This is a genomic window from Salinigranum salinum, assembly GCF_009176545.1.
Taxonomy (GTDB): Archaea; Halobacteriota; Halobacteria; order Halobacteriales; family Haloferacaceae; genus Salinigranum; species Salinigranum salinum.
The window spans coordinates 2,013,341-2,039,947 of sequence record NZ_VTOJ01000002.1; the positions used below are offsets into that span (position 1 = coordinate 2,013,341).

At 68.3% G+C, this 26,607-nt stretch carries 28 protein-coding genes and 1 pseudogene; 13 read left to right on the forward strand and 16 right to left on the reverse strand.

What is annotated here, in order from left to right; translation table 11 throughout:
• Positions 1 to 10: 10 nt before the first annotated feature.
• Positions 11 to 898 carry an FAD binding domain-containing protein gene (locus FZP69_RS21110; protein WP_152043319.1) on the forward strand — a complete coding sequence of 296 codons (888 nt, stop codon included), beginning with the start codon at positions 11 to 13 and terminating at the stop codon, positions 896 to 898.
• A 67-nt stretch (positions 899 to 965) separates the two neighbouring features.
• On the opposite strand, the gene FZP69_RS21115 is transcribed toward FZP69_RS21110, so the two are convergent.
• A complete protein-coding gene (locus FZP69_RS21115; RefSeq protein WP_152043467.1) occupies positions 966 to 2,270 on the reverse strand; it encodes an MFS transporter in 1,305 nt (434 codons plus the stop codon).
• Between the two features lie 333 nt (positions 2,271 to 2,603).
• Between FZP69_RS21115 and FZP69_RS21120 the strand changes: the two genes are divergently transcribed.
• The gene (locus tag FZP69_RS21120) at positions 2,604 to 2,930 is read left to right on the forward strand and encodes a hypothetical protein (RefSeq protein WP_152043320.1); all 327 of its coding nucleotides are present in this window, start codon (positions 2,604 to 2,606) and stop codon (positions 2,928 to 2,930) included.
• Positions 2,931 to 3,005: 75 nt separating this feature from the next.
• Here the strand turns inward: FZP69_RS21120 and FZP69_RS22795 are convergent, their stop codons facing one another.
• Complete coding sequence (locus FZP69_RS22795) at positions 3,006 to 3,650, reverse strand: hypothetical protein (RefSeq protein ID WP_192918679.1); 645 nt, start codon at positions 3,648 to 3,650, stop codon at positions 3,006 to 3,008.
• Between the two features lie 175 nt (positions 3,651 to 3,825).
• Here FZP69_RS22795 and FZP69_RS21130 point away from each other — a divergent pair, with 175 nt between their 5' ends.
• From FZP69_RS21130 to FZP69_RS21145, 4 genes are all read left to right on the forward strand, one after another.
• Entirely contained in the window at positions 3,826 to 4,047 is a 222-nt protein-coding gene (locus tag FZP69_RS21130) for a hypothetical protein (RefSeq protein WP_152043321.1), read from the forward strand.
• Positions 4,040 to 4,435, forward strand: a complete 396-nt coding sequence (locus FZP69_RS21135; protein WP_152043322.1) for a hypothetical protein — start codon at positions 4,040 to 4,042, stop codon at positions 4,433 to 4,435. The genes FZP69_RS21130 and FZP69_RS21135 overlap by 8 nt, the downstream gene beginning before the upstream one ends.
• 94 nt (positions 4,436 to 4,529) lie before the next feature.
• Positions 4,530 to 4,808 (forward strand): hypothetical protein, encoded by a 279-nt coding sequence (locus tag FZP69_RS21140; RefSeq protein ID WP_152043323.1) that lies wholly within the window; start codon positions 4,530 to 4,532, stop codon positions 4,806 to 4,808.
• A gap of 212 nt (positions 4,809 to 5,020) precedes the next feature.
• Positions 5,021 to 5,215 (forward strand): cold-shock protein, encoded by a 195-nt coding sequence (locus FZP69_RS21145; RefSeq protein WP_152043324.1) that lies wholly within the window; start codon positions 5,021 to 5,023, stop codon positions 5,213 to 5,215.
• A gap of 208 nt (positions 5,216 to 5,423) precedes the next feature.
• Here FZP69_RS21145 and FZP69_RS22800 read toward each other — a convergent pair whose 3' ends face one another.
• The 3 genes from FZP69_RS22800 to FZP69_RS21155 all read right to left on the reverse strand — a co-directional run bounded on the left by FZP69_RS22800 (position 5,424) and on the right by FZP69_RS21155 (position 6,649).
• Positions 5,424 to 5,576 (reverse strand): DUF7563 family protein, encoded by a 153-nt coding sequence (locus FZP69_RS22800; RefSeq protein ID WP_192918680.1) that lies wholly within the window; start codon positions 5,574 to 5,576, stop codon positions 5,424 to 5,426.
• Positions 5,577 to 5,631: 55 nt separating this feature from the next.
• Positions 5,632 to 5,955: a universal stress protein gene (locus FZP69_RS21150; RefSeq protein WP_152043325.1), complete on the reverse strand. Its 324-nt coding sequence runs from the start codon at positions 5,953 to 5,955 to the stop codon at positions 5,632 to 5,634.
• Positions 5,956 to 6,166: 211 nt separating this feature from the next.
• Positions 6,167 to 6,649: an Lrp/AsnC family transcriptional regulator gene (locus tag FZP69_RS21155; RefSeq protein ID WP_152043326.1), complete on the reverse strand. Its 483-nt coding sequence runs from the start codon at positions 6,647 to 6,649 to the stop codon at positions 6,167 to 6,169.
• Between the two features lie 179 nt (positions 6,650 to 6,828).
• Here FZP69_RS21155 and FZP69_RS21160 point away from each other — a divergent pair, with 179 nt between their 5' ends.
• The gene (locus FZP69_RS21160; RefSeq protein WP_152043327.1) at positions 6,829 to 8,088 is read left to right on the forward strand and encodes a cation:proton antiporter; all 1,260 of its coding nucleotides are present in this window, start codon (positions 6,829 to 6,831) and stop codon (positions 8,086 to 8,088) included.
• An 84-nt stretch (positions 8,089 to 8,172) separates the two neighbouring features.
• Here FZP69_RS21160 and FZP69_RS21165 read toward each other — a convergent pair whose 3' ends face one another.
• The gene (locus FZP69_RS21165; protein ID WP_152043328.1) at positions 8,173 to 8,949 is read right to left on the reverse strand and encodes a DUF7260 family protein; all 777 of its coding nucleotides are present in this window, start codon (positions 8,947 to 8,949) and stop codon (positions 8,173 to 8,175) included.
• Positions 8,946 to 9,248 carry a DUF7552 domain-containing protein gene (locus FZP69_RS21170; RefSeq protein ID WP_152043329.1) on the reverse strand — a complete coding sequence of 101 codons (303 nt, stop codon included), beginning with the start codon at positions 9,246 to 9,248 and terminating at the stop codon, positions 8,946 to 8,948. Before FZP69_RS21170 ends, FZP69_RS21165 begins: the two co-directional genes overlap by 4 nt.
• Before the next feature lie 1,417 nt (positions 9,249 to 10,665).
• Here FZP69_RS21170 and FZP69_RS21180 point away from each other — a divergent pair.
• A complete protein-coding gene (locus FZP69_RS21180) occupies positions 10,666 to 13,152 on the forward strand; it encodes a DUF5059 domain-containing protein (RefSeq protein WP_152043330.1) in 2,487 nt (828 codons plus the stop codon).
• 6 nt (positions 13,153 to 13,158) lie between these two features.
• The gene (locus FZP69_RS22805) at positions 13,159 to 13,335 is read left to right on the forward strand and encodes a hypothetical protein (RefSeq protein WP_192918681.1); all 177 of its coding nucleotides are present in this window, start codon (positions 13,159 to 13,161) and stop codon (positions 13,333 to 13,335) included.
• 90 nt (positions 13,336 to 13,425) lie between these two features.
• Here the strand turns inward: FZP69_RS22805 and FZP69_RS21185 are convergent, their stop codons facing one another.
• From FZP69_RS21185 to FZP69_RS21200, 4 genes and pseudogenes are all read right to left on the reverse strand, one after another.
• Positions 13,426 to 13,881, reverse strand: coding sequence for a low molecular weight phosphatase family protein (locus tag FZP69_RS21185; protein WP_152043331.1), 456 nt, complete (start codon positions 13,879 to 13,881; stop codon positions 13,426 to 13,428).
• A gap of 54 nt (positions 13,882 to 13,935) precedes the next feature.
• A complete protein-coding gene (locus FZP69_RS21190; protein ID WP_152043332.1) occupies positions 13,936 to 15,198 on the reverse strand; it encodes a hypothetical protein in 1,263 nt (420 codons plus the stop codon).
• A 295-nt stretch (positions 15,199 to 15,493) separates the two neighbouring features.
• Positions 15,494 to 15,910: pseudogene (locus tag FZP69_RS21195) on the reverse strand (helix-turn-helix domain-containing protein); the annotation flags it as partial.
• A gap of 82 nt (positions 15,911 to 15,992) precedes the next feature.
• The gene (locus tag FZP69_RS21200; RefSeq protein WP_152043334.1) at positions 15,993 to 17,285 is read right to left on the reverse strand and encodes a tRNA(Ile)(2)-agmatinylcytidine synthase; all 1,293 of its coding nucleotides are present in this window, start codon (positions 17,283 to 17,285) and stop codon (positions 15,993 to 15,995) included.
• A 170-nt stretch (positions 17,286 to 17,455) separates the two neighbouring features.
• Here FZP69_RS21200 and FZP69_RS21205 point away from each other — a divergent pair, with 170 nt between their 5' ends.
• The gene (locus tag FZP69_RS21205) at positions 17,456 to 18,436 is read left to right on the forward strand and encodes a transcriptional regulator (protein ID WP_152043335.1); all 981 of its coding nucleotides are present in this window, start codon (positions 17,456 to 17,458) and stop codon (positions 18,434 to 18,436) included.
• Between the two features lie 124 nt (positions 18,437 to 18,560).
• Complete coding sequence (locus tag FZP69_RS21210; RefSeq protein WP_152043336.1) at positions 18,561 to 18,893, forward strand: TfoX/Sxy family protein; 333 nt, start codon at positions 18,561 to 18,563, stop codon at positions 18,891 to 18,893.
• A gap of 242 nt (positions 18,894 to 19,135) precedes the next feature.
• On the opposite strand, the gene FZP69_RS21215 is transcribed toward FZP69_RS21210, so the two are convergent.
• From FZP69_RS21215 to FZP69_RS21225, 3 genes are all read right to left on the reverse strand, one after another.
• Positions 19,136 to 19,390, reverse strand: coding sequence for a glutaredoxin family protein (locus FZP69_RS21215; protein WP_152043337.1), 255 nt, complete (start codon positions 19,388 to 19,390; stop codon positions 19,136 to 19,138).
• Between the two features lie 173 nt (positions 19,391 to 19,563).
• Positions 19,564 to 20,940 carry an aryl-sulfate sulfotransferase gene (locus tag FZP69_RS21220; protein ID WP_152043338.1) on the reverse strand — a complete coding sequence of 459 codons (1,377 nt, stop codon included), beginning with the start codon at positions 20,938 to 20,940 and terminating at the stop codon, positions 19,564 to 19,566.
• 92 nt (positions 20,941 to 21,032) lie between these two features.
• Positions 21,033 to 22,439, reverse strand: a complete 1,407-nt coding sequence (locus FZP69_RS21225; protein ID WP_152043339.1) for an NCS2 family permease — start codon at positions 22,437 to 22,439, stop codon at positions 21,033 to 21,035.
• A gap of 415 nt (positions 22,440 to 22,854) precedes the next feature.
• Between FZP69_RS21225 and FZP69_RS21230 the strand changes: the two genes are divergently transcribed.
• Positions 22,855 to 23,298 (forward strand): hypothetical protein, encoded by a 444-nt coding sequence (locus FZP69_RS21230; protein WP_152043340.1) that lies wholly within the window; start codon positions 22,855 to 22,857, stop codon positions 23,296 to 23,298.
• Between the two features lie 847 nt (positions 23,299 to 24,145).
• Here the strand turns inward: FZP69_RS21230 and FZP69_RS21240 are convergent.
• Positions 24,146 to 24,859: a phosphoribosyltransferase family protein gene (locus FZP69_RS21240; RefSeq protein ID WP_152043342.1), complete on the reverse strand. Its 714-nt coding sequence runs from the start codon at positions 24,857 to 24,859 to the stop codon at positions 24,146 to 24,148.
• Between the two features lie 95 nt (positions 24,860 to 24,954).
• Positions 24,955 to 25,500 carry an orotate phosphoribosyltransferase gene (gene pyrE / locus FZP69_RS21245; RefSeq protein WP_152043343.1) on the reverse strand — a complete coding sequence of 182 codons (546 nt, stop codon included), beginning with the start codon at positions 25,498 to 25,500 and terminating at the stop codon, positions 24,955 to 24,957.
• Positions 25,501 to 25,598: 98 nt separating this feature from the next.
• Between pyrE and FZP69_RS21250 the strand changes: the two genes are divergently transcribed.
• The gene (locus tag FZP69_RS21250) at positions 25,599 to 26,543 is read left to right on the forward strand and encodes an alpha/beta hydrolase (protein ID WP_152043344.1); all 945 of its coding nucleotides are present in this window, start codon (positions 25,599 to 25,601) and stop codon (positions 26,541 to 26,543) included.
• The last annotated feature ends 64 nt before the right edge of the window (positions 26,544 to 26,607 follow it).

Below are 26,607 nucleotides of genomic sequence, written 5' to 3' on the forward strand. Positions count from 1 at the left end.
GGGCCGACTGATGTTCCCCGCCGAGTTCGACTACTACCGCGCCGAGACGGTCGCCGAGGCGCTCGACCTTCTGGGCAAGCATCCCGAGGCCGAGATCATCGCCGGCGGCCACTCGCTCCTCCCGACGATGAAGCTCGGACTGGCGAACCCGCCCGCGCTCGTCGACATCTCCGGCATCGACGCCCTCCACGGGATCGCGATCGACGACGACGGCGTCCGGATCGGGGCGCTCACGCGCTACGCGACCATCGCGGACGACGCCGACCTCGGGCACGCCTGCCCTGCGGTGACGGCGGCGGCGGGCGCGATCGGTGACGTCCAGGTTCGTAACCGGGGAACCATCGGCGGCAACCTCGCCCACGCCGACCCCGCCTCGGACCTGCCCGCGGCCGCGCTGGCGAGCGACGCCACGCTCGTGCTCGAGGGGCCGGACGGCGAGCGGACCGTCCCGGCGGACGACTTCTTCCTCATGATCTTCACCACCGCGAAGGAGGAGGGCGAACTCCTCACCCGGATCGACCTCCCGAAGCTCGGCCCCGACGACGTCGGCGTCTACGTCAAGAAGGAGAGCCCCTCGTCGGGGTACGCCGTCGTCGGCGTCGCGGCCGTACTCGAACTCGAAGGCGACGTCGTCACTGCGGCCCGAGTCGCCGCCAACGGCGCGTTCGACCACGCGATGCGCCTGCCGGGCACCGAGGAGGCGCTCGTCGACGAATCGCTCGACGCCGGAGTGATCGAGACGGCCGCCGCCGCGGCGATGGACGGCATCGACGAGGCGGCGCTCATGGGCGACCACCACGTCTCGGCGGACTACCGGGCTCGACTGCTGCAGGCGTACACGGAGCGGGCACTCACCCGGGCAGCGGAACGCGCCGACGCGTCCGTGGCGGCCGACTAATGGTGCGAGCCGTGCCGGACCGCACTCTCGTCCCGGCCGTCGCCCGCCCGTGTCGACCCTCGAGCCGTCAGTCGTCGGCCACGGCCGTGGGCGCCGACCCTTCCGCGACGCCCGCCCGTCGGACCAGTCCCCAGAAGGCGAGCGAGGCGGCGACGATGAACCCCGCCGCCGTGTAGAACGCGACCGTGACCGAGACGGTGTCGATGATCACACCGATCAGGACGGGACCGGCCACCTGTCCGACCTTCCACGAGATCGACCGGAGCGAGAACGCCGAGGCGACGGCGTCGTGTGCCTCTCCCTCCTCGGTGAACAGCGCCATGCTCGCGGGAAGCCGGATGCTGTCGGCCACGCCGAGCACCATGTACGCGCCGAAGAGCGCGACGAACGCGCCGCCGAGGTGCTGTTGCTGGCCGAACGCGACGAACCGGATCGGGGTCAACTGCCCCTCGGCCACGTACGAGAGGGGGATGAGCGCGGTCCCGAGCCCGTAGCCGAGTGCGCCGACGACGACGAACAGCGGTTTCCGACCCAGGCGATCCGAGAGGTCGCCGACGTACCCCTGGGTGAGCGCCTTCGTGAGCTTCCCGCCCGCGAGAATCCAGCCGATGGCGAGCGCGGTGATGCCGAACTCGGTCCGGGCGAGGATCGGGAGGAAGAGGATGACGGCCATCTTCCCGACCGAGAAGGAGAGGCGGAAGACGACGAGCGCACGGAGCAAGGGGCGGGCGAGGAGCGTCCGGATCGTCGCGACGCTCTCGGCCAGCGTCTCGTCCGGACGCGCGGAGCCACCACCCGGGTCGTCGCGGAGGGACGTGAACACGAGCACGAACGCGACCAGCGTCACCCCCGAGAGAACGACGTACGTGGCGGTGAATCCCTGCGTGTACAGCAAGTAGCCGCCGACGACGTCCCCCGCGAGGCTGGAGAAGGCACCGACCTGGTTGTACGACCCGAGCCACCGGCCGTTCTCGTCGTCGGGCGCGATGGTGCCCACGACGGTCGACCCGGTGATCCAGAGCACGCTCGCGCCGATCCCCTGTGCGATCCGCACCAGGATCACGTGCGTCGGCGAGCCGACGAAGACGAAGGCGACGAACACCAAGACGTTGAGCACGAGGCCGCCGAGCAGCCACCGCTTGGCGTTTCCGGTGTCTACCTGTCGTCCGAGTGGGAGCACGATGAGCAGCTGGACGGCGGCGAAGGCGGTCCCGAACAGGCCCTCGACCACGCCGGTCGTCCCGAACTGGTCGGCGTACAGCGCGAGGGCGATGAGGACCGTCGAGTACGCCTGGCTCCGGGCGAACGCCGTCCCCGCGAGGGCGGCGAACTCGCGGTTTCGAAGGAGTCCGATCGATCCGAAGCGGGCCACTAGTGTCTCGCGTTCGCCCTCGACGGTCAAATCAGCCCGGATTCGTCGTCGTGCGTGGCGTATGCACTCGATGGACACGGGACACCGTCGGGCCGGCCGACGGCACGTCGTCCCCTCGTTCCCCCGGGGGTATCGGTACGAACGACCCCCTCTCTTCGAGTCGAAACCGTGCCACTGCACCGGGAAGTCGGCTCTGAGCGTCACTTTCACCGCGGTGGGGGTGTACTGTGCGGTCCGTGCGGCACGTCGCCGTCGTCCGCCGGCGCGACTGGAGCGGACGCGAGTGACGGGGGCCTCCCTAGGCTTACCACGCCGCACGCCGTACCCGAGCGTATGGTCCGCCGCTGGTCCCTCGCTGTGGCCGTCATCGCCACAGTCGTTTTGCTCTCCCCCGTGCTCGGCGTCGTCGACGTCGGTCCGGTCTGGATCGTCGTCGCCGCAGTCGTCGCGCTGGCGGTCGGCGGTGCGGTTCGCCGCGACGTCGGGGACGCCGACGGCGGGGGTGAGTCGATCTGGGAACTCGTCCCCGCGTGGCAGTACACGGGACGACACGTCGAATCCGGTGGCCTCGCCCGGGACGAACAGGAGGCGGCGCTCGCGGACGTCGAGGAACAGGCGCGGGCACGACGCGGGCGCGGGGACGGTCGAAACGGGGGGTGAGCGACACGCCGAACCCGAAAACGGCCGACGGGAACGCCGGACCGACCCCGGCTCGGAGGCACCCGCCGAGGACAGTCAGTGCTCGGACTCGATCGGCGTCTCGTCGACGGGCAGGTCCTCGGCGTCGCCCCGTTCGTCGGCGCGTCGTCCGTCGCGGTCAGTTTTTCCGTCGGCCTGCCCCGTGCCCGCGCCGGCGTCGGTTCGTCCGTCGACGCGGCTCGCGTCAGTGTCGGCTGTCTCGGTCGTCTCGGTCTCCGGCCCACGACCGTTCGTGGAGACGGTCGGTCCGGCGCCGACGCGACCGGGACTCGGCCCGCCCGCCGCAGCCGACTCCGGTCGTGACGCCCGCGACTGCCCGATGAGTTCGTCGAGCAAGAGCGCCTCGCGGTCGGTGACGTCGTACGTCTCGTCGACCACCGCGCGAGCCGCGTCGAGTTCGCCGTGGAGGAGGTGTCGCCGGACCCGGATGTACGTCTCGAGGAACCGCTCCTCGCCGTCGGAACCGTCGTCGAGCGCGTCGTCGAGTTCGGTGCCCAGATCCTCGAAGATCTCGCCGTAGCCGAGCACCGACGGCTCGTGGTCGGGGTCGAGGAGCGAGAGGAGGAACTCGGAGGCGAACCGATGGTACTCGGACTTCGACTCGAACGCCACCGAGTCGTCTACGAACGCCTCGATCCGAGCCACCAGCGCGTCCGGGTAGCGCACCGTCTCCTTCGCCATATCGGATCCCTTCGTGTGACCGCTACTTAGTATCCGAGGCCGCGTCAGACACCTGATGCGTGGTTGGTATCTCCTCGGACACGTCGTCACCGGGTCCGAGGGACCGCGACGAGCGAAGAGACTCCCGGGACGAGCCGAAACAAAGGTATATGTGCTGACAGTCCTTGCCACCGATATGGCCGATTCGACCACCCCGGAAGAACGGATCGACGAGACGACCACGTGGCCCGATCTGGCGATCAGCCTCTACGACCGGCTGACGGGGCGCGGCGCGGAGATCATCTACGAGTTCGAGGACATGGAGGTCGACGTGCCGAGCGGCACGGGGCCGGACGCCGAACACGCCCACTGGCGACTGGATGGCTCGGTCCGCGTCACCACTCGCGAGCGTGAGTGACGCAGCAGGGCAGTCGGAGCCGACGGCACCGCTGTCCGTCGCGACCGACCTCACGCTCACGGTGAACGGCGCAGAGGCGTCGGTGCAGTCGACCGGCGAGCGGCTCTTCGTGGAGTTCCCGTCGCTGTCCGCCGCGCTCCGGGCGCTTCGCGGACTCCCTGGAGGCGGTACGGACCGCCTCACCGCGCTGTTGACCACGACCGACCTCACGGTCGAAGTACGGATACGCGACCGGACCGTCGCCGTGCTCGGGGCGGGAGCCCACCCCGGCGTCGTCTCCCGTCGCCTCGGCATCGCTCCCGTCGAGGCGCGCGTCGGCGGTGTGCTCGGCGTCGTCGGGCGCGAACTCTCCGCCGGTCTCACTGCCCTCGACCGCGCGTTCAGATGAGGAGGCCGTGGGTCGTCCCGTGAGGACGGCTCTCTGACGAAACCTCCCATGCCTGGAGCACAAACACAAGTATGCTCCGGCACCAAGCGGGCGTATGGACGGACAGGTACACGAGCTGGATCCGCCGGGACGGACGTGGCTGGACGTCGTCGAACAGGTCCTCGACGAGGAGATCGACAGAGAGGAAGTGGTCCGTCTCACCGCCGAAGACCTCACGGTCGACGTCCCGCTCACCTACGGCGACGATCCCGAGCGCGCGACGTGGCGGTTCAACGGGAACGTCACCGTCACCGTCGACGGGATGCGGGGCCCGCTGGCCGACTGGCTCAAACTCTGGCTCGGCGGACCGTCGAACGCCGACGGGGACCGCTGAACTCGCCTCACCGCGCCCGGAACGAGAACTGACGATACGACAGAATTCCATCCCGTTCGCACCGGATCAGGCGCTTCGAACGGCTGCTCCGTGTGTTCCACGTCACGCTCGCGCGCGACGCACCCGGAGTGGCCAATTGTCAACTTCGTCCCGGGATCGGCTGGAACTATTTCGGAAGGGTTATGAGTTTCGTGCCACTATGTTCAGAAGCAATGGCGACAGGTAAGGTTGATTTCTTCAACGATACGGGCGGTTACGGTTTCATCTCTACGGACGATTCGGACGACGACGTCTTCTTCCACATGGAAGACGTCGGCGGCCCCGACCTCGAGGAGGGACAGGAAGTCGAGTTCGAGATTCAGGACTCGCCCAAGGGTCCCCGCGCAGCGAACCTGACGCGGCTGTAACGCGAGTCGGTCCGTCGCCGTACGGCGACACCACGATCCGTACAACGTCCCGGTTTTTTGAGACGACTACGACCCGCCAGCGACCGCTCTTCGTCGGTTCACAGCGGTACGGGGGAAGAAAACCGTGACGCTGGCAGTCCGATGATGATGCTGTGGTGTTCGACGAGACGAGCGGAAGCCGACTCGTCGCCCGGAGACGCCGGACGGATCAGGCCATCGACGCCTTGCGTTCGGCGCTCACCTGTTGGATACCGGCGTTGGCCGTGCAGTTCGGGCAAGCGTAGACGCGCCCGTTCTCGTCGCCGAACACGCGAACGAAGTCGGTCGACACGAACGTGTCGCAGTAGGTGCAGTGACTCATGGTCGATCGTAGCAGGTGTTCTGCTCTAATTACGCGTACACGTGCGACGGATATATCAACAGTACCCAACTAGTTGGGCACATTTCTCCGTCGGGAACGGAGCCCGGAAGACCCTCCCGGAACCGGCTCGAATGCGAGTGACTGCGACGTGGTAGCCACGGCTTCGAGACCGATCGGCGTCGGACTGCGAGTCCCGCGAGAGCCGCTGCCCGTAGACGGGGATGTCCATCGACGTCACGACGCGCGAGCGGAGGAGCGTCGAGAGCCACCCCCGACCCGTAAGCCCCACGACCACGAGATCGACATCGTTCGTCTCGGCGTACTCGACGATGGTCTCGTGGACGGGGGCGTCGACGAGCGACGACGGGGCGCGGCGCACCCGCGTGGTCGTCTTCGCCGACCTCCGGACTGACGGCGTCTACCGTCCGAGATCGAGCGGATCCGTGCGACGACCGTCTTCACCGATGCGGTGGTCGCGGCGAGGAGGACCTCGTCACGGCTCGGGAACGGCGTCCTCGTTCACCCCGACCGGGACGACCGTTATCGTCCCGGCGAGACCATCACGGCCGACGACGCGGCAGCAGCAGGAACTAGTCGGATTCGCCGTCGATCGCCGCCGTGAACTGGTGAAACGCCACGGCCTCGTCGCCCCGGACGAGCTCCTCCTCGCCGATGGTCAGCCCGAGTTCGGCCAGCTCCTGCGCGATCGCGGTCAGTTCGTCCGTGTCCTCGGCGACGGCAGTGACGAGCAGGTTCTCCTCGCCGGTGGCGACCTCCTGGACCCGGACGACGCCCGGAACGGCGATCGCGCGGTCGGCCATCTCCTCTCGATCGGGGATCGTGGCGGTACAGAACAGCAACACCTGCAGCGGATAGCCGGCCCGCTCGTAGTCGACCGTCGCGTTGTAGCCGGTGATGATCCCCTCGGATTCGAGCCGCTGGATGCGCTTGCGAACCGTCGACGCCGAGACGTCCATCGACGCCGCGATGTCACCCGACGAGGCGTGCCGCGCGTCGCGCTGGAGCGCGCCGAGGATCGCCCGATCGAGGTCGTCGAGCCCTTCGAGTGTCATGCCCCTCCGTGCACGACCCGCGCGGAAGAACGTTACCGTTCGAGTGACCTCCGAGCCACGACACACCGGGAGACCGGGGCGTCGAGAGCGGCTCGAACGCCGGAACTCGCCGAACCGGGACCAGCCCCGGCGACGGCCGATAGTATAAGTGCCACGGACGGGATCGACGAACGACATCGATGGCGTCGGCACCTGACGCGTCGCTCCTCCTCGTCGAACAGCTGTTCGTCGTCCTCGTGCTCGCGCACCTGTTCGGATTCGTGACCGAGCGACTCGGGCTGACGGCCGTCGTCGGCGAACTCGCCACGGGGTTCGTGCTGGGGCCGTCGGTGCTCGGCCTCGCGTTCCCCTCGCTCTACGCGGACCTGTTCCCCGGAACCTCGGGACCGCTCCTCGACGGAGTCGCTTCGGTGGGTCTCGTCTTGCTTCTCGTTGTGGCCGGGCTCGAGATCGATCTCGGGCTCGTCCGACGGCACGCCACCACCACCGCTGCGGTCGGCGTCTTCGGGATGGTGGTCCCGTTCGGACTCGGGTTCCTCTTCGGCTGGGCGCTCCCGGCGGCCCTCCGTGGCCCGTCGACCGACCGTCTCGTCTTCGGTCTCTTCGTGGCGACCGCGCTGAGCATCTCGGCCATCCCGGTCGTCACCCGCATCCTCCTCGACCTGCGGCTGCTCGGGACGGAACTCGGCCAGATGCTCGTCGCCGCGGCGGTCCTGACCGACGTGCTCGGCTGGCTCGTCCTCGGAGTCGTCGTCCAGGCCGCACGGGAGGGGTCGATCGCGCCGGCGTCGGCGCTCCGGAGCGTCGTGGTGCTGGCGGCGTTCGTCGCGGGCGCGCTCGTCGTGGGGCGCCTCGTCGTCCCCGGAGCCGTCTCGCGGCTCCCGGCGCTCGGCACGACGAACCGGCAGGTCGGCGTGGTCGTCGCTGCCGGCCTCGGCACGAGCGCGCTCGCCCTGGCGGTCGGCCTCGAGGCCTTCCTCGGCGCGTTCCTGCTCGGGGTGGTGCTGTCGCGGGCAGGGGGACTCCCCACGGCCGTCGAGGAACGGTTCGAGTCGGTGACGGTCAGCGTGTTCGCCCCCCTCTTCTTCGGCGTTGCGGGGCTCCGCGCGGACCTCACCGCGCTCGCGGACCCGACCGTGATCGTCGTCGGCGCGGTCGCGGTGGGCGTCGCGCTCGTCGGGAAGTTCGCCGGCGTCTTCGCCGGAGCGGTCCTCGTCGGGCGAAGCCGCGGAGAGGCGCTCGTGCTCGGCGCCGGGCTGAACGCTCGCGGTGCCATCGAGATCATCCTCGCGACCATCGGGTTCGAACTCGGCATCCTGTCGACGGAGCTGTACACGGTGATCCTCGGGGTGGCCGTCGTCACGTCGGCGATGGCGCCGCCGCTGCTGAAGTGGTCGTTCGACCGGCTAGGAACGGCGTCGACGGGTCACGACGCCTGACAGGAGTCCGCACCGCCGTCGAGTCCTTCGCACGGACAGTGACGGGGCGGGGCCACCGACGCGCCCGCGCTCTTCCACGCGGGCTCACACCCGCCCGACGAGGTGGGCCCGCACGGTCCGTTGCGCCGACGTACACGTCGATGCGAGCGAGGCACACGCGTCGAGGACCGGGAACGTCGAGGAAAAATCGGTGTAGAGGTACTCCGCCAGCGTCCGGTGACACAGCGCGACCGTGAGGTCGGCTGCAGTCGACCGGTCGAGATGTCGCTGTCGTCGCGCTGCGACGTCGTCGAGCGTCTCCCGGTGAGTGTCGAGCCGGCGGTGCCACGCCGCGAGCGTGTCGAAGTCACGCGTCGACAGCCGGACGTCGCGGTGGTCGTCGAGCCATCCACGGACCTCGTCGAGGCTGTCACGCGCGCCGGTCAGCGACTCACGTTCACGCTCAAGCACGCGGACGGTGAGGGCCATCTCTCGCTGCCGTCGTGACGACTCGTCGAGGACGGCCCGCTTCAGTCGCGACGGCAGCCCGTTCGACGGCGTGGTCGCGAGCGCGACGGCGACGTCCCGACTCAGCTCGGTCGCGATGGCCTCGTGCACGGTCTCCGGCTCCTCCGTCGCGTCGCCGCTCAGTGGGTGGAGGTGCTCCTCGAACGCCCGGCGGACCTGGCGGCGGCCTGCCGACTGGTCCGTCCCCGTGACGGTCGCGCCGGCGGTCGTCCGGCGGACGTCGACCGTCTCGACGACGTCGACCGCGCGGACCGCGGACGCGAACCGGTCGAGCGCCTGGTGTTTCTCCCGCGTCCGCGAGAACTCCTCGTCGACCCGGCGGCGAGCCCGGACCTCGGGAGGGTCGTTCGTCATCGCGTCCCCCGCACGCCGACGCCGTGATCGTCCGACGACGGACGGTCGCTCGCCGCCCGGCTCGGATCACAGACGACCAGGTCGTAGACGGCTGTCTCGGGGTCGTACCGTCGCAGCCACGCCCGGTAGTGACCGGCGAGGCGGGCCGCGACGGCGGCGGCGTGTCGCGACGGGAACCGACGACCGGCGACCGGACTCGGCCGAGCCCCCGTCCGCGCACACCCGACGACGTAGTCGCCGTCCATCGACGCGACTGCCTCGATCCCCTCCCGGAGCTGCCCGAGCGTCCGACTGGTCATCGGATCGCACACCTCGGGTGGCGAACCCGTCCGGTGGGATCGGGACGGAGGCGGTGTGATCGGATCCCCCCGATTCGGTGCGTGGTACGACATCGCGCCACCATGGGTTTAGGCCAACCTAAAAGAGTATAGTTCCTTCGGATTTTAGGTGGGCCTAAATCGTCGACACCGGCCGACGACGGCGTCTCGGAGTCGGCAACGAGCCCGGATCCCCCCGTGAGGCTCCACTCGACGTGCCCGACGAACGCGATCGACTGGAGTGCGCAGTGCACCCTCTCGCGGAAATAGCACGGGTCTGTGAATCGGGAGGAACAGGGCCGTGTCGTGGCCGAACGCCACGCTGGACGGAAAGACGAACGCCGTGACCTCCTCCACGAGTTGTCGAACGACTACGCCCGCGAATACGGCTTCGTGGCGGTGGATGATTCGGACGCAGAGGGCTTGGACGGACGACCGCGCAGTTCTCGGAACCGATGCGGGTACCGCGTGGGAGACGTTCTTGCGGACGCTCGAATACAGGTGCGAACGTGGAGGGACGGACTTCGTCGCCATGAATCCGCGTGTGGCGACGAGAGAGTCCACGTCGTGTGACGTTTCGACGGACGGGCCGCTGTGGGTGCACGAACACTCGCGTCCCGTGTGGTGTCGGGTGGATAGAGACGCGAACGCGGTCGCCAGACGTAGTCTGGCGGGCAGCCAGAAATCGGAGATCTCTGACAACGGCGTGGAACACTCTTTCTCGCGGTATCGGGAAGCGGCTACGAGCAGGACGCTCCGAATCGACGCCCGTGGGACTGCGCTCCCCGTGGATTCCTCGGTATCTACAAGGCGCGTCGTGGAGACGGGAACCCGCCCTCGAGCGCGAGTCGTCAGGCGGGCGGTATGGGGTAGGTCACTCACAGGGTTCGACCGTGTGATCCGTCGAGATCCATCCGTCCCGGTTGCCGTCCTCCAGGAACACTGTCGTCCCGGGGCTGCGTTCACACGTCTTGATCCGCGGCGTTCCTGATCCATCGTCCGTCCGGTCGCCGTGGGACCGAGTCGGGGGAGCCATTGTCGCGTTTTAGGTAGACCTAAAATAAAAGCGGTTCGGTTCCCCTCTCGATCCCCCCTTTCCGATAGCGGTTCGGTTCCCCCTCTGTGACGTCCGGCCCGTCTCGCTCCGGGCCCCCCCTCCGATGGGTCACGCGCACGGGTGCTGCGCGCTCCCGTGGGACTGACGCTCGCAGAGAGCGCCACCCGGTACGTCCACCGACCGATACTTATAGTTTAGGCTCGCCAAAAATATTGGACCGGCGGACCCGCTCGTCCCGACCGTCGGATGACGCGCCCGCGGCCCTGATCGACGACGTCACTAGATCTTTAGGTCGACCTAAACTTCGAAAGCCTTACCACGTTTTAGGTGGGCCTAAAATCTATGCGACGGACCAGACGAAATCTACTCAGAACGACCGGCGCGGCGCTCGTGGTGGGCAGTCTCGCCGGCTGTAACACGTCGGATACGGAATCGGAGTCGACGGAGACGGACGTCGGGACGGAGGGGGGAGGCGGCTCCTCGGGAGGCGCCACGGGTGAAGAGACGGAGGAGCCGACCGGGACGACCGCCGCGCCGGCGGCGAGCGCCGAGACCGCCGTCGCCGCGGAGTGGAACGCGATGCGGGCCCGGCTGTTCGACGCCGTCGCGCTCGGGACCGCGGGCGAGTTCGCCGACGGGGCGAGCGTCGCAGCGGACGTCTTCGCGCGGTTCGAGGAATCGTCGGGAGAGTGGGGCGCCCACGAGCAGCTGGAGGCGACGAACGAACAGGTGTACGAGTCGTTCGAGTCGAACCTCGGGGAGCTCCGTGAGGCGCTCGGGTCCGAGTCACTCGACGACGCCCGCGACGCCGCGAGTGACGCCGATCAACAGCTACAGTCGGCGATTCGGGGTCGGACGGATCCGACGACGGCGGCGGCGTTCGACCTGCAGCTGCTGGGGATGCGGGTCGAGAACGCGGCTGTGGTGGCGCCCGTCGACGCCGAGGCTGCGGCGACCGTCGCCGAGCGCGCGCTCGAAGCGTTCGAGGCCAGCGAGGTGCACGACCTCGTCGAGGAAGCCGACGCGGAGTCGTACGGGGCGTTCGAGAACGCGGCCGAGGCGGTCGTCGAGGCCGCTGGCTCGGACGACGTCGAGACCGTCCGAGAGGAGGCCGACGCGGCGCTGTCGGCTTCGGTTACGGGATCGTACGCCGTCGTCGGGACACCCGCCGTGGCCGGCACGGGTCACCTCGCGACGTACCAGGCCGAGGCGTTCGACGCCGCGGCACTGTCGGGTCTGGGTGGACCCTCGACCGACTTCGCCCACGCCGCCGCGCTCACGCTCTACCGGGCACGGGTCGACGACGCCGGGGTGCTCTACGCCGCCGGCCAGCCCGAACGAGCGAAGTCTGCCGTCCAGTCCGTCTTCCAGCATTTCGAGGGTGCCCGGGCGCACGAAGCGCTCGAAGCGGCCAGCGAGGAGGCGTACACCGGCTTCGAGGACGACGGGCTCACCGCGCTCGTCGAGGCGATCGACGCCGGCGACGACCCGGGCGTGGAGTCGGCGATTTCTGCCGTCCACGAGAGCCTCGTGACCGGCGTGACCGCGCTCGGCTCCGGCCCGGAGCCTGCCGTGCTCGAGGCCGGCTACTTCCGTGCGCGACTCGGCGACGCCCGCGAACTGCTCGAAGCGGGCGACACGGCCGGCGCGAGAGCGGTTGCACAGGACCTGTTCCAGACGTTCGAGGCCAACGAGGCCGACTTCCACGAGACCCTCGAAGAGACCTCCGCGGAGCTGTACGAGACGTTCGAGGAGGAACACCTCGTCGGCGCCATCGACGCGCTCGAAGCCGGCGACGAGCAGGCCGCGGAGGCGCACCTCGCCGGCGCGATGGACGCGCTCCTGCAGTTCGAGACCGAAGCGGGGAGCGTGGCGCACGTCTCGGGTGCCGAGGCGGGCTACATGGCCGCCCGCGGCTTCGACGCGAGCGGCCTGGCCGCTCTCGGTCGCACCGAGCGCGCGGCGACCGTCGTTCAGGAAGCGTTCGCCGGCTTCGAGGCCGGCGCAGGCGGCTTCCACGAGGCGCTCGAGGGGGCCGACGAGGAGCTGTACGAGACGTTCGAGTCGAAACTGGGTGCGATTCGGAGCGCCGCGTCCAGCGGGGGAGACGTCACCGCCGCCGCACAGGCGTTCAACGCGGACGCCGTCGCGGCGATGTACGCCATCGTCGGCGCTGCCGGCGGCTCGTTCGGTGACCAGTCACGAGCGCTCGCCCAGGACGTCTTCGCCGACTTCGAGGAGGCACGCGTCCACGAACTCCTCGAGGAGGCCGACGGGGGCGCGTACGAGACGTTCGAGGCACGGTTGGGAGCGTTCATCGAGTCGCTGTCGACCGAGGCGCTCTCGGCGTTCGCCGCGGCGACGCTCCGCGCACAGTTCGCCGTCGCCGGCGCACTCGACGAGGCACCCGTCGAGGCGGGGACGGGTGACAGCGGCGAGTCGGGCGGCGACTCGGACCTGCAGGGCGGCCCGAACGTCGTCGAGGACGTGCCCGAGGACGCCGACCACGTCGTGAAGATGCAGGCCGTCGCCTTCGAGCCGAAGGAGCTGACGGTGAAGGTGGGCGACACGGTCGCCTTCGAACACGCCGCCGGTGAGGCACACAACGTGGTCGCCTACGAGGACGAGATCCCCGAGGACGCGACGTACTGGGCGTCCGGCGGCTTCGACTCACAGGAGGCCGCCGAGGCCGGCTGGGACGAGGGAGAGGGGGCCGTCCAGTCGGGCCAGTCGTACGTCCACACGTTCGAGACCGCCGGCTCGCACGGCTACTACTGCGTGCCCCACGAGGCCGCCGGGATGGTCGGGACGGTCGTGGTCGAGGGGTGAACCGGGATGCGCGCCCGCGAGTGGCTCATCGCGTTTCGGTACGGCTGTCCGGCGGAGTACGGCGTGCCCACTCTGCCGAGCTGGGAACAGTGTCGCGACGAGGACGGACGGCTCGCGCTCCGCGAGCGTGACGCCGACGAACCGTTCATCTCGGCGGCGAACCCGGTGACGGTCCGGCGGTAGCGGGACCGAGCGTGGGACGCGAGAGCGGCGCGAGCGGGGGACGGGGTGAAACGGCGCGAGCGGGACGGAACGCGCGAGACGGATCGGCGACTACGCCGATTCGGCCGCCGTCTCCTCGTGTGCCGGTTCGCCGAAGAACTCGTCGAACAGCGCGACGACGCGACCCTCGATGTCGTCACGGATCGCGCGCACGGCGTCGAGGTCCTGCCCGTCGGGATCGTCGAGGGCCCAGTCGCGCACGTCGACGTCCGCGGCGTCGAGATCGAGCGTCGAACAGCCCATCGTCGCGACGACGTCGCACGCCTCGAGCTCCGCCGTCGAGACCTCGCGTGGGGTCCGCTCCGAGAGGTCGACGTCGAGCTCGCGCATGATCTCGACCACCTCGTCGTGGACGTGGTCCGCGGGGTGCGTCCCGCCCGTCACGATCTCGACACGACCGTCGAGACCGCGGCGGTCGCGCTCGCGTTCGGCGAAGGCGGTCGACATCTGGCTCCGGCCGGCGTTCTGGACGCAGACGAACGCGAATCGTACTGGCTCGTGGCTCATGTGACCGGGTCGGACGTCCGCGCTGTTAATCGCTCCTATGAGGGCTATTGACGGCTATGGATCACACGGGCGGACGACGTCCAGCGCCTCGCGGAGTCGCCACACGTCTCCGGTGGGATCGAGCCGGTGGGGTTCGGCACCACGTTCGGTGAGGATGCCGCCGTGGAACAGCATCGCCTTCAGCTGGAAGACGGTCGGTGCGTGGTAGACGCTCCCGTCCTCGAGCGCGTGGGCGCGCAACTCGCCGTCCTGATCGAACACGCGCGACCGGACCGCCTCGGTGCCCCGGAAGAACAGTTCAACCGTGAACGTCGGGTGGTGGACGTGGAGCCACTCGACGAGGTCGACGAGCGACGGGGTCTCGATCCCGTCTTCGTGCATCGTCTGGAGCTCGCGCACGAGGAGCCGCGTCGCCGGATACGCCCAGAGGACGCGTCTGGTGAGCAGTCCCCACTCGGGCGCGAGGTCGCAGAACCGTTTTCGGGAGCCCTGCCACGCCTCGAACGCACCCAGCGCGTCCTCGATCGAGTCGGAGCGCCGGAGCGCGAATCGGACGACCTCCTCGCCGAGCGGCGTGAGCGTCTTCCGGGGAGCGCCGTCGATCAGCCCGAGGAACGCCGCCCCGCGCCGGGCGTCGTCGGTGGCCCGCACGACGTGTGTCGCGAGCACGGCGTCGGTCTCGTCGGGGTGGTAGTGTGCGAGCGGGTACGCGAGGTAGTTCTTCGGGTGGTTCAGGCCGAACGACGCGTCGGCGACGCCCTGGGCCGTGGCCTGGAACCGGATGGCCGTCGCGTCGTCCGACGTCCGGTTCCCGACGACGCGGGGCACCTCGAGCGCCGCCACCGCCCCGTCGTCGTCGACACCGAGCACGCCGACGTTGAGTTCGCGTGCCAGCGTCCGTACCGACGGTGTGACCGCCGGCGTCGGCGCGGCGACGTAGGCGGCGTTAGCCTCGTGGAGGCGGTCGTACGCCTGGACGATCCCGCGCTCGACGTCGACGGTCCCCGCTCCCGTGTACCCTTTCGCCTCGACGGCGATCAGCGGTGGCTGGTCGCCGAAGCGGTCGACCGCGAGGAGCGCCGATTCGAGGCGTCGGACCCCGACGAGATCCGGGTAGCCGGAGCCGATCCTGACGTGGTTGAACGGGGCGAGCTGTTCCCGGAGCGCGCGCGAGAGCGGCTCGCCGGGGAGCCACTCCTCAACCGCGAACTGCGTGTCGGTGACGGCGTACGTCTCCGGCTCGTCGGTGTCGGGGAAGAGGCGGCGCTTGGCGTGGGCGAGCACGGTCGGCTCCGAGAGTGACGCCGTGCTGGACATGCCTCTCCGTCCCGCGCCGGCGTAATGAACGTTCGGCGCTCGACGGCCGGTACCTGACGCGGCTCGCGCCGTCGCCCCGTTTCCGGGGCTGTATCCGTCCGCGTCCAGGCCCGTATCCGTCCGCGTCCAGGCCCGTATCCGTCTGCGTCCAGGGCTGTATCCGTCCGCGTCCAGGCCCGCGCCAATCACGAGCGAGGAGCGGTTCACAAGTGCCTTCCCGGACGTGGTCGGATTCGGTGGCCCGTCGACGCCACCGGGCGGCCCCTGGACGAGCCCGCCCGGTGCCCTGCTACCGCAGCCCGGCCTCGCCCATGAACCGCCGGCAGCTGGGGCGCGAGTAATCGACACCGAACCGCTCCGCGACGAACTGCTGGACGAGTGCCGGCGTCCACGCCGCTTCGTCGTACCCCGCGTCCGACGGTGGCTGGCGCAGCGACCGCTGCAGCACCTCCTGTTGGCGGTCGGAGAGGCGTCGTGGCCGCCCCGGCCGGTGAGCGTCCTCGGCGGCCGTCGCGAGCGAGTCGGCGTCGAGTCGGGTCAGCCAGTTGTAGATGGTCCGTCGCTGGACGCCGTGCCACTCGGCGAGTTCGGTCTGCGTGATCCCGTTCTTGTACGCGATCGCCGCGAGCAGCCGCTGCGTCGGCTTCTTGCCCTCGACCTCGTCGAGCGCGGCCTGCAGTTCCTCGATCGTGATCTCGTCGAGGTGGTCCATCGGTCGTATCTCGGTCGTACCGAGTAAAAAATTCTACCGACATCGCGTCCGAGCCGCTCGGTTCGCGTCTCGGGCGCGCCGCTCACCGTTCGGGATGGATCGGCGCGTCGAACCCCCCACGGACGAGCGGTTTGGCGACGTGGCGGCGGGCGCAGGGCGGCACCTCGTACCAGCCGGATTCGAGGTCGCGGTCGAGTTCTCGAACCGTCCGCTCGCCGGTCGTGCCACAGTCGCGACAGCGGTAGCCCTGTCCGCGGCCAGCGCTCTCCATCGACCGCCCGCAGTCGGGACACGTCGGCGTCGCGGGCTCCGTGCGAGTGAGCGATCGGACGGCGAACTTCTCGAGTTTGATCGTCCCGCGCGACACCTCGCCGCAGACCGTGACCCGGTCGCCCGCTCTGAGTGAGCGAACCCGGTCGCGGAACCGTTTCGTGGGCTCGAAGGCGACGCAGTCCACGGGGGCGGCGTCAGACTGTCCACCGCTGTCGTCGTCGACCGCGAGACCGACGAAGACGTGGCCGCCGCGGCGGGTCTCCGGCGGGTCGGTGACGACGCCGGAGACACGGTACGCGCGGCCGTCGCGGAGTGTGGGATCGTCCGCCGCGTCGCGGAGGTGGGCGTCGGTGCCCTGGTTCGTCAGGAACGTCGCGGCGCGGTCGACCGACTCGCTCTCGATGCGGGCGGCGACCGCCCGACAGGCGTCGGGGTCGTCGCCGCGAATCCCGTGGAGGATCGGTCCGGGGGCGTTCGGAACACAGACCGGCTCGCCCTCGACCCGGTCGACCGTGTCCCAGACCGTGGGGTAGCCCACGTCGGCGGCCGCGAAGACGGAGTCGACGTCGACCGCACGCGGGGTCCCACAGCGCTCGAACGCCCGGTAGGAGATGTGTTCGTGGGTCCAGTCGTCGAACGCGGCCCAGGCGCCGACGGCGGCGAGCGCGCCGATGCGCCCCCACCCGCCCTCCCACCCCCGCTGGCGGTAGCCGTGTTCGTCGACGTGCGCGAGGGCGTCGTCGAGCGAGAGGTGATCGCGGAGCGCGTCGCGGGCGAATCGCACGACCGGGGCGGGAACACCGGCGGGGTCGCCGGGTGCGACCACGACGCCCGGGCTGGTCCGATCGTCTTCGAGTTCGCTCCACCGGTCGACCGCCCGGCAGGCGTGTTCGAACGCGTCGGCGGGCGGGCACGACGTGTGGAGCGCCAGCGCCGCGTTCCCCCGCGTCTTCCGGGCGACCGCGGGGTTGAGACGGACGAGCAGGCGTCGATCGACGCGTTCGTCCGCGTCTTCGAGCGTCTCGGCCAGCCGCGTCGCGAGGTACGTCGTACACATGCCGCGCTCGCGCGAGTCGGTGTCGTCGAGCGCGATGACGGTCATCGGGAGTCGTTCAGGACCGAGCGACTAACGCGTTTCGCCCGCGGTGGAGCGGGTCGGACTGGGCAGACGCTAGTATATAATCGTACCGGACCCGGTGGGGGCAAACCGACGGACGCGACTCGGTGCGGGGGGAGAAACACATATATCCGAGGAGTCGCCTAGTTATCCCCATGTCGCGGTCTGCGCTGGTCAGTAATATCACCGCGATGTTACACGACGCCGGGTTCGTCGTGAGCGACCGCTGTGTGATCCGACCGAAGAGCTTCGATCTGGCGGCCCGCCGTGAGGACGACCTCGTGCTCCTGAAGATTCTCGGGAACATCGACGCCTTCGACGGCGCGACCGGGGCGGAGATGCGGCGTCTCGGGACGTATCTCGACGCGACGCCGATGGTCATCGGACTGCGGACGCGCGACGAGGACCTCAAACCGGGCGTCGTCTACTTCAGACACGGCGTGCCGGTGTTGAACCCGGACACGGCGATGGATCTGTTCGTCGAGAACGTCCCCCCACTCATCTACGCGGCACCCGGTGGGCTGTACGTCAGCATCGACGGCGACCTGCTGGCCGACGAGCGGAAAGAACGCGGGTGGAGTCTGGGACAGCTCGCGAGCGAGCTCGGCGTCTCCCGGCGCACCGTCTCGAAGTACGAGGACGGCATGAACGCATCCATCGACGTCGCCATCCAGCTCGAAGAGCTGTTCGACCAACCGTTCTCGAACCCCGTCGAGGTGATGGACGGGGCCGACGAGGTGCACGAGGCCCAGCCGACGCCCGACGACCCCGAGGCCGACCCCAGCGACGAACACGTCGTCGCCGTCCTCACGCGGGCGGGGTACGACGTCCACCCGACGATGCGCGCCCCGTTCAAGGCCGTCTCCGAGGACAGCGACAACGACCGCCGCGGCCGGATGCACGTGCTCACCGGCCACTCGCCGTTCACACGGAACGCCGAGAAACGCGCCCGCATCATGTCGTCGCTCGGTGAGGTGACGCGAACCCGCTCGATCTACTTCACCGAGGAGCAGACGAAGCGCGACGCCGTCGAGCGGACCGCCATCGTCTCGTGCGAGGAACTGGCGGGGATCGACGACCCCGAGGCGGTCCGCGAACTCATCCGCGAACGGACGACCGAACCGGCCGAGTCCTGAGCCACACGCTCCCGACCGCCGATCCGCGCCGCCCGGCCGGTCCGAAGCGCCGCGAAACCGTCACGCCCACTCGGTGAGTGGATGGTACGCAGCCTTATGCCCGCTCGCGACGTCTGGACCGCTCATGTACTCCGAAGAACGAGAACGCCGGCGGGCGCTCCGTGACGCCGTCGACGACCTCGTCGGTGCGTGGCCGGGCGTCTCCCGCAAGACCATGTTCGGGTGTCCCTCCTACGTCGCCGACGGCGTCCTATTCGCCGTCGTCTCAGAACAGGGCCTCTCGCTCACGCGGCTCTCGACCGACGAGCGAGCGCGCCTCGAACGGTCGCTGTCGGTCGAGCCGTTCGAGGCCGGGGGCCGCCTCGTCCAGCGGTGGGCCACCGTCCGCGTCTCGCCCGACGACCTCGACCCCGTCGCCGACGCGCTCAGACGGAGCTACGAGGCCGCAGTCGTCTGAGCGGCGGTGGGGAGACGTAGTCGTTTCCACGAACGTGGTGGCTGAAAGAATTAAGCGGGAGTGGTCCCTACCGGACGGTAGGGAGGGGGAGAACTGTCACACGCTCCACCCACACTGGGACCCTCCCTGTCGCATACTCGTGAGTCGACACTGACCAGCAGGAGGCTCCAGTGCGGTCAGAGACGATCACGCCAGAACCCGACGCCCGAGGCGTCGACGGACGTCAGTCGCCGCCGGCAGCGTTAGTTCGCGCCGCCGTACGTCTTCTCGAGGTAGGCGACGATGTCGTCGGATTCGGGCATCCCGTCGATGCCGTGTTCCTCGTCGACGATGACCGGAACGCCGGTCTGTCCGCTGATCTCCTCGACCTCGGTCCGCTGGCCGTGCGAGCGTGGGACCTCGCGCGACTCGTACTCGAGACCGAGTTCGGAGAGTTTGTTCTTCACCTTCGCGCAGTAGGGACAGCCCGGCAGTTCGTAGAGGATGAGCTGTGACATCGCCTCCTCGTACGGTCTTCGGCGATAAGAGGGCGGCGGTGATGTGCCGGAGGGTGCCACAACCGTCGTGCGTGAGATGCGCACGCACGGGATCGGCGCGACGACGATCGGTGACGGATCGATCCGTGTGGGCGACGGGCCGCGTGTCGACGCCGTCGAACGGCGGCGCGGGGCTACCGTCGCACCGCGTCGGCGGCGGCCCGCAGGTGGCCGACGAGCCGGCGGCGGGCGACGACGAGTTCCCCGACCCCCCAGCCGGAGAGGACGACGCTCGCGACGAGAACGCGCGCGACACCCCAGTCGGACAGCCAGATCGGTCGGATCCACGGGACGACGTGCGCCCAGCGGGTCGCCACGGTGTCGGCCGTTCCCTCGAGAGGCGTCCCGGCGAACGTCCGCCGCAGGGCAGCCGGCACGTCGGCCCGCACCCCCGGATCGAGACCGACGCCGCCGTGGACCTCGTAGCTGCCGGCGACGCCGAGGTCGCGCATGGTCGGCCCCGCGGAGCCGTCGCCGTGGGCGACGCGTTCGGCCTCGTACGGACCCCAGGTGACGACGTACTCCCAGACCACGTCGCCGCGGGGCGTGACCTCGATCACGCGGTGATTGAGCGAGTCGGTGACGAGCGTGTTCCCGTTCGGGAGGCGGTCGGCGTCGCGCGGCCAGTCCAGTCCGGTGAGCGTCCACGTCCGGACCCACTCGCCGTCCTCGCGGGCGTACTCGACGACGCGGTCGTTCTCGCTGTCGGCGACGAGGATCGTCGGCACTCCCCCGTTCGAGACGAGGTAGTCGGGGTTGTGTTGTTCGTGGAGGATCTCGTGGTGGTCGTCCGCGCCCAGCCGCATCTCGATCTCGCCCGTCTCCCGGTCGACGACGAGCACCTGGTCGAAGTTCCGCGGCGAGACCAGCAGTCTGTCTCCGGGGAGGGGGTCGACGTCGTTGACGTGGGACCAGTCCTCGCGGTGGCCGCCGTCCGTCCGGGGCGGGAAGTGGTGGCGGAACTCCCACTCCCACGTCGTCTCGTTCGTCGTCAGGTTGTAGACGAAGATCCGGTCGTGGTTCGTCTTCGTCTCGGGGTTCCACTCGCGCATCGCGGCGACGACGAGTTCCTCGTCGGTCAGCCGATCCACGTCGTGGGTGTCGTGGATCGGGAGCCGCCGCTCCCACACCCGCTTCTGACTCCGAGGATCGAGTTCGTACACGGTCGTCCCGCCGAGCCCCGGCGAGACGACGAGCAGGTTGCCGTTGGGAAGCGGGTCGACGTCGTAGAACCAGTCCGAACCGTCGGTGGTGTCGTCGTACACCCACGCCGTCCGTGCCCGCGAATCGGCGGCCACCAGTCGGGCGGGTTTCTTCGCGTTCGTCTCCCCGTCGATCACCCAGCCCTGGACGCCCACGACCGTCTCGTCCTCGGCGGTACGCGTTACGGTTCCGGGGCCGATCTCGGTGCTATCGGCGCCGGTCACGGCGGCAGTAACGACCGGTGCGAGGAGCAGACAGACGACGAGGACGACGACACTGCGCGCGACCCAGCGCCGACGAGGCTGCATCACGGGGAGGATACCACGGGTGTGTAGTAGCTGTTACGTTGCTCGGTCGCGGCGGGGGACGGGGCGACGACGCCTAGCGCCCCCGAGTACCGTCAGACCTGTGCGGCGAGCACGCCGCTCGTCCGCACCACGAAGTAGACGACGAAGGCGGCGGCGAGCACCCAGTGACCGGCGCGGACGTCGTCGAACTCGCCGGCGGCGACTTTCACGATCGGGTAGGAGATGATGCCCGCGGCGATGCCGTAGGCGATGGAGAACGTAAACGGCATCACGAGGATGGTCATGCCGGCGGGGACGGTGTAGGTGATGTCGTCCCAGGCGATGTCGACGACGTTGCGGAGCATCACGACGCCGATGACGACGAGCGCGATGTGCGACGCGTACAGCGGAATCGCGGCCGCGAGCGGGACGATCGCGAGGGAGGCGACGAAGAGCAGACCGACGGTGACCGCCGTGAGACCGGTACGGCCGCCCTCCTCGACGCCCGAGGCGGATTCGATGTACGTCGTCACGGTCGAGGTGCCGAGCATGCCGCCGACCGTGGTGCCGACGGCGTCGGCCATCAGCGGTCTGTCGATGTCGGGGAGGTTCCCCTCGTCGTCGAGGAAGCCGGCGACCTGCGAGACGCCCGTGAGGGTCCCGGCGGTGTCGAAGAAGTCGACGAAGAAGAAGGTGAAGACGATGAGCGCGAAGGAGAACGCCTCGACGTTTCCTAACCCGGAGACGAACGCGCCCGCGAGTGGGGTGATATCGTACTGGGCGGTGGCCGGGCCGGCGACGAGACCGGCGTCGGGGGCGACCAGCCCCGCCTGCGTGACGACCCACCCCAAGAGCGTGGTGAGGAGGATGCCGATGATGATCGATCCGCGGACGCCGCGGGCGTAGAGCGCGAAGGTGAGGAACAGCCCGACGACGGAGAGGATCGCGATGGGGTCCGCGGCGACCGAACCGAGCGTGACGTACGTCGCCGGGTCCGCGACGACGATGTTCATCTCCTCGAGGCCGATGAGTGCGAGGAACAGCCCGATCCCCGTCCCGACCGCGAACTTCACCGGCTGGGGGAACACCTTGATGATGTACTCGCGGGCGCCGACGGCGGTGAGACCGATGAAGATGATCCCCTCGACGACGACGGCGGCGAGGGCGGTCTGCCACGGGATGCCGAGCGCGCCGACGACGGTGAACGCGAAGAAGGCGTTCAGGCCGAGGCCGGGCGCCTGCCCGAACGGGCGGTTCGCGTACAGCCCCATGATGAGGGTGGCGACCGCCGCCGCAATGATCGTGACGACGGCGAGCATCGAGCGGACCGTCGCGGGGTCGAACCCCTGGATGATGATCCCCGGTTTCGCGTCCGGGATACCCGCGAGGATCGCGGGGTTGACCACCACGATGTAGCTCATCGTCAGGAACGTCGTCAGCCCGGCGAGCAGCTCCGTCCGGACGGTCGTGTCGTGCTGGTCGATGTCGAAGTAGTCGGTGAGTGTCCCTTCGAGCCCCATGTTACACGAGCGACTATAGCCCGAACGAGACACTTAATCGTTGTTATCCGACGCACGAAGAATATCCACGTACGTGTATATTCGTGGCTCTCCAGAACGAAGAGAACGGGACGAGAGGCACGGATGTGGATATCGAGTAGGGACGACGGTGGCGGTGTCCCGTCGGTCGGCCACGGCCACGCGAGATCGATCGGTGGTTCGTCAATCGTAGGATTGCGGGTTCACGCTCTCGTAACCCACCTCGGTCGTATTGGACAGTTCTCTTGGCGCGCGAGATGTACAGCCCAAGTCGGTCAGGGAGCTACTCACAAACGAGGAGCTGTCAGTCCGCATTGTGATACGGGCGTCCTCCGCGATATCCCAAACAGACACGAGTGACACAAGAGATTTCATTATCCTCTCGTTAGCGGAGGTAGTGAATACACGTCGTGACATCCTCTCCGGGCTCGTTGGTGCCTGTGCTGGAGTCATCAGTTGGACTCTCGGCTCGGAAGTCACCGACGAGCTTCGGACGTCGGAAGTTCGACACACCGTTCTCCAGAACGAGACGGAACGTCGGCAGTCCCTCAGTGTGTTGTTCGAGAGCGAAGGGGACTCGGTCTTTTGGGAAACGTACGAACTCGATCCGGGCGAAGTCGTCGAGGTAGACGGCTTCGACCGAGTCGGCGACTATCGAGTCTACGTACAGTGGGGGGACTTGACTCGCTCACGACGACTCGAGGCAGGGACGAGAGCGGTCGCGATCGTTCTCGCGTTTCCGTTCGGAGATGAGGAGATTCTCATCCGGGACGTCCCGTTCTCGTCACTATCTCCCTCGCAGCAGTCTGTCGAATACACCCAAAACACTTCGGCAGAGTAGGGACGCTGGATGCTGTTTGATCTGGCGTACAATCGGATTACCTGCCTGCGCCCTTCGTAGCTGATTCAGTTACCATCGCTTGAAACCTGATTTAGTTACCATCGCTTGAAACGAGGGTCGATTGCGTGCAACATACATCCCCTGTATCGGTCACACCGGTACTGACAGAGACTGAGTAGCTGGCAAAGGTGCTGCTGTATACGGGGTGTGAGTCGGTCAGACGTGAACTAACACAGCAGGGAGAAACGTAGGGAAAATACAAATCCAACTGCCGTGAACTCGGTGTATGTGCTCGAATTGGTCTCGACGTGCCCTCCTCGGCGGTTGTACCTCACTCGGACTCGCAGGACTTGCTGGGTGTAACGGTAGCTTTGGGAGCAGCCGAGGTGCAACTGATGTGTTCGTCCACAATGAAGGGGACGTGCCACGGACGATTGATCTGATTGTCACACAGCGCGACAGCGAGTCTTCCCGCATCGATACACGTCTCGAACTAAGACCGAATGAACAGGAGAAAATCAACAACAGAGTCATAATGGGGAGTGATTACGACGTAGAAGTTTCTTTCACCGACACGAATAGAGAATCGCCGTACTCAGAGACGCAAGAGTGGAATGACGCCGGGCAACCCCTGCATATCATACTGAACGATCAGATCGTATTTGCAGTCCAGATAGGATAACTTAGCAACAACCAACTCCTGCTCATTCACTGCATAGACCGGTAGATCTGTTTGCTGCGTACACTCTCTGTATCTCGCACACCAGTTCTGTCAGATGGTGATGTTATCGGCCCAGTGATGAAGTAACCAACTCGCAAGCGGAGGTTTGACACTGTTCGATGTGAGTCAGTCGAACGAGGCGAGCGCAGCCACGGGCGCGTCGGTGAACGTCCGCGCCCGGGAGACGCCCTCGTCCCCGACGGCGATGAGCGCGAAGACGCCGGTCAGTTCGGTGTCGGCCTGTGCGGCGATATCGAGCAGGAGTTCCTGTGTCTCCCCCGACCGGATCAGATCGTCGACGACCAGCACCGACTGGCCCGGCGAGAGCGCCGACGCGGGGAGGTAGTAGGTGAGTTCGATGCCCGACGCAAGCCGCTGTCGCGACTCGATGAACTCCTCGACGGCCGTCTCCTTCGACTTCTTCGCGTACGCGAGGCGGGCGTCGAAGTACGACGCCATCGCCGCACCCAGCGAAATGCCGTCGGTGGCCGCCGTCAGGACGACGTCGGGGCGTTCGAAGCCGAACGCGTTGGCGGCGACCGGAGCGACCAGATCGAGGAACGACTGGTCGAAGACGACGCCGGAGTTGTCGACGTACCCCTCATCGTCGAACGTCACCCGCGCCTCGAGCTCCGCCGCGAGCGCCTCGCGTCCCACGCCCTCGACGACCTCGCGGGCGCGCTCGATCCCCGGGAGCACGTGGCCGTTGACGTACCGGTTGAGGTCGCCCGCCGGCAGTCCCGTCAGCGCGGCGAGCTCGTCGTACGTTCGCGTCTCCTTGAGCATCCGAAGGACCGCGACCGCCTGCAACTGGAGGGCCGCCTTCTCCGCTCTGTTCATACCGTTCAATACACGCCTGCACAAGTATGAATACGTCGGTGTATTCGTCGACACGAGTTGCCCACATCTGTGGATTCCTCGACGGGCCGTACCCCTCAGGGGTGTGACTCGTCGTCGTGGTCGTCGTCCGCGAGCAGCTCCGACGCCGTCACCAGCGCCTCGAGTTCGACGTCGTTGTCGGCGAGCAGTTCCCGTGCACCCTCCTGTCGGTCGACGACGACCACGACGCGGTCGACGACGGCACCCGCCTCGCGGAGCGCCTCGACGGCGTCGAGCGCGCTCGTGCCCGTGGTCGCGATGTCCTCGAGGACGACGACCCGCTCGCCCGTGTCGAACCGGCCCTCGATGCGGTTGGCGGTGCCGTACTCCTTCGTCTTCTTGCGGACGATCACGTACGGGCTGTCCGTCTCGACGCTCGTCACGGCCACGAGGGGGACGGCACCGAGCGCGACGCCCGCGAGTTTCGTCTCGCCGACGCGCTCGGCGAACGCCCGGGCGATCAGTCGCAGACAGTGCGGGTCGGTCTCGAAGAGGTACTTGTCGACGTAGTAGTCCGAGGTGCCGCCGTGCGAGAGCTCGAACTCGCCGAACCGGACCGCGTCGGCGTCCCTGAGCGCCGTGATGAGCTCTTGATTCGTCATTGGCGTGTGTGGGTCGTCGCGGGGGCATAAACGGGACGATCCGCGCCGACTGACGCACAGGTTCATCACGCATCGTGGAGAACGCACCATGATCACTCATGGCATCCGAACCACACCCGGACGTACAGGAGTTGCTCGACCAGCTCGCCGAGATGGGCGTGCCCGACGTCGCCGACCTGTCCGTTGACGGGGCACGACAGCTCATCGAGGAGCTGTTCGTGCTCGACGATGCGCAACTCGACGAGGTCGGGGGCGTGCAGGAGCTCGAGATCCCAGGACCGGTCGGAGGGATCCCGATTCGTGTGTACCGGCCCGACGGCGACGGTCCACACCCGGTCGTCGTCTTCTTCCACGGGGGCGGGTGGGTCGTGGGGAACCTCGACACGCACGACCAGGGCTGTCGGGCACTCTGCGACGCCGGTGACTGCGTGGTCGTCTCGGTCGACTACCGCCTGGCACCGGAGCACCCCTTCCCCGTCCCGGTCGAGGACTGTTACGCCGCCACCGAGTGGGTGACCGCGAACAGTCACGTCGTCGACGCCGACCTCGACCGGCTGGTCGTCGCGGGCGACAGCGCCGGCGGGAACCTCGCGGCTGCCGTGTCGCTCCTCGCACGCGAACGCGACGGACCGGAGATCGCCCACCAGTACCTGGTGTACCCCGTGACGAACCACGCGTTCGACACCGTGTCGTACGCGGAGAACGCCGAGGGGTACTTCCTCACGCGGGCGAGCATGGAGTGGTACTGGGACCACTACCTGCCGACGGACGTCGACGGGCTGAACCCGGTCGCCTCACCGCTCCGGGCGCGGGACCTGTCGGATCTGCCGCCCGCGTCGGTCGTCACGTGTGGCTTCGATCCGCTCCGCGACGAGGGGATCGAGTACGCCGAGCGGCTGGCGGACGCCGGCGTCGCAGTCGACCACCACCACCACGAGGCGATGATCCACGGCTTCTTCACCATGCTCGGGGAACCCGACCTCCCGCAGGCCCGTGCGGCGATCGCCACGGCCGGCGAGACGATCCGAGGGCTCTGCGTGTAGACGGTGGGGCGAACGCCCTCCGGCACGACCACACGACGTCCGCGCGTGGTGCCGGACTGTCGCG

What these genes read in the sequence shown, in the direction of transcription:
- FZP69_RS21130 (WP_152043321.1), top strand. Translation starts at nt 3,826, where the DNA reads ATGGCCGATTCGACCACCCCGGAAGAACGGATCGACGAGACGACCACG.
- FZP69_RS21240 (WP_152043342.1), bottom strand. Translation starts at nt 24,859, where the DNA reads ATGAACAGAGCGGAGAAGGCGGCCCTCCAGTTGCAGGCGGTCGCGGTC.
- FZP69_RS21250 (WP_152043344.1), top strand. Translation starts at nt 25,599, where the DNA reads ATGGCATCCGAACCACACCCGGACGTACAGGAGTTGCTCGACCAGCTC.
- FZP69_RS21190 (WP_152043332.1), bottom strand. Translation starts at nt 15,198, where the DNA reads ATGTCCAGCACGGCGTCACTCTCGGAGCCGACCGTGCTCGCCCACGCC.
- FZP69_RS21170 (WP_152043329.1), bottom strand. Translation starts at nt 9,248, where the DNA reads ATGACCAGTCGGACGCTCGGGCAGCTCCGGGAGGGGATCGAGGCAGTC.
- FZP69_RS21210 (WP_152043336.1), top strand. Translation starts at nt 18,561, where the DNA reads ATGTACTCCGAAGAACGAGAACGCCGGCGGGCGCTCCGTGACGCCGTC.
- FZP69_RS21200 (WP_152043334.1), bottom strand. Translation starts at nt 17,285, where the DNA reads ATGACCGTCATCGCGCTCGACGACACCGACTCGCGCGAGCGCGGCATG.
- FZP69_RS21155 (WP_152043326.1), bottom strand. Translation starts at nt 6,649, where the DNA reads ATGACACTCGAAGGGCTCGACGACCTCGATCGGGCGATCCTCGGCGCG.
- FZP69_RS22805 (WP_192918681.1), top strand. Translation starts at nt 13,159, where the DNA reads ATGCGCGCCCGCGAGTGGCTCATCGCGTTTCGGTACGGCTGTCCGGCG.
- FZP69_RS21220 (WP_152043338.1), bottom strand. Translation starts at nt 20,940, where the DNA reads ATGCAGCCTCGTCGGCGCTGGGTCGCGCGCAGTGTCGTCGTCCTCGTC.
- FZP69_RS22800 (WP_192918680.1), bottom strand. Translation starts at nt 5,576, where the DNA reads ATGAGTCACTGCACCTACTGCGACACGTTCGTGTCGACCGACTTCGTT.
- FZP69_RS21110 (WP_152043319.1), top strand. Translation starts at nt 11, where the DNA reads ATGTTCCCCGCCGAGTTCGACTACTACCGCGCCGAGACGGTCGCCGAG.
- FZP69_RS22795 (WP_192918679.1), bottom strand. Translation starts at nt 3,650, where the DNA reads ATGGCGAAGGAGACGGTGCGCTACCCGGACGCGCTGGTGGCTCGGATC.
- FZP69_RS21140 (WP_152043323.1), top strand. Translation starts at nt 4,530, where the DNA reads ATGGACGGACAGGTACACGAGCTGGATCCGCCGGGACGGACGTGGCTG.
- FZP69_RS21145 (WP_152043324.1), top strand. Translation starts at nt 5,021, where the DNA reads ATGGCGACAGGTAAGGTTGATTTCTTCAACGATACGGGCGGTTACGGT.
- FZP69_RS21160 (WP_152043327.1), top strand. Translation starts at nt 6,829, where the DNA reads ATGGCGTCGGCACCTGACGCGTCGCTCCTCCTCGTCGAACAGCTGTTC.
- FZP69_RS21165 (WP_152043328.1), bottom strand. Translation starts at nt 8,949, where the DNA reads ATGACGAACGACCCTCCCGAGGTCCGGGCTCGCCGCCGGGTCGACGAG.
- FZP69_RS21185 (WP_152043331.1), bottom strand. Translation starts at nt 13,881, where the DNA reads ATGAGCCACGAGCCAGTACGATTCGCGTTCGTCTGCGTCCAGAACGCC.
- FZP69_RS21215 (WP_152043337.1), bottom strand. Translation starts at nt 19,390, where the DNA reads ATGTCACAGCTCATCCTCTACGAACTGCCGGGCTGTCCCTACTGCGCG.
- FZP69_RS21120 (WP_152043320.1), top strand. Translation starts at nt 2,604, where the DNA reads ATGGTCCGCCGCTGGTCCCTCGCTGTGGCCGTCATCGCCACAGTCGTT.
- pyrE (WP_152043343.1), bottom strand. Translation starts at nt 25,500, where the DNA reads ATGACGAATCAAGAGCTCATCACGGCGCTCAGGGACGCCGACGCGGTC.
- FZP69_RS21225 (WP_152043339.1), bottom strand. Translation starts at nt 22,439, where the DNA reads ATGGGGCTCGAAGGGACACTCACCGACTACTTCGACATCGACCAGCAC.
- FZP69_RS21205 (WP_152043335.1), top strand. Translation starts at nt 17,456, where the DNA reads ATGTCGCGGTCTGCGCTGGTCAGTAATATCACCGCGATGTTACACGAC.
- FZP69_RS21180 (WP_152043330.1), top strand. Translation starts at nt 10,666, where the DNA reads ATGCGACGGACCAGACGAAATCTACTCAGAACGACCGGCGCGGCGCTC.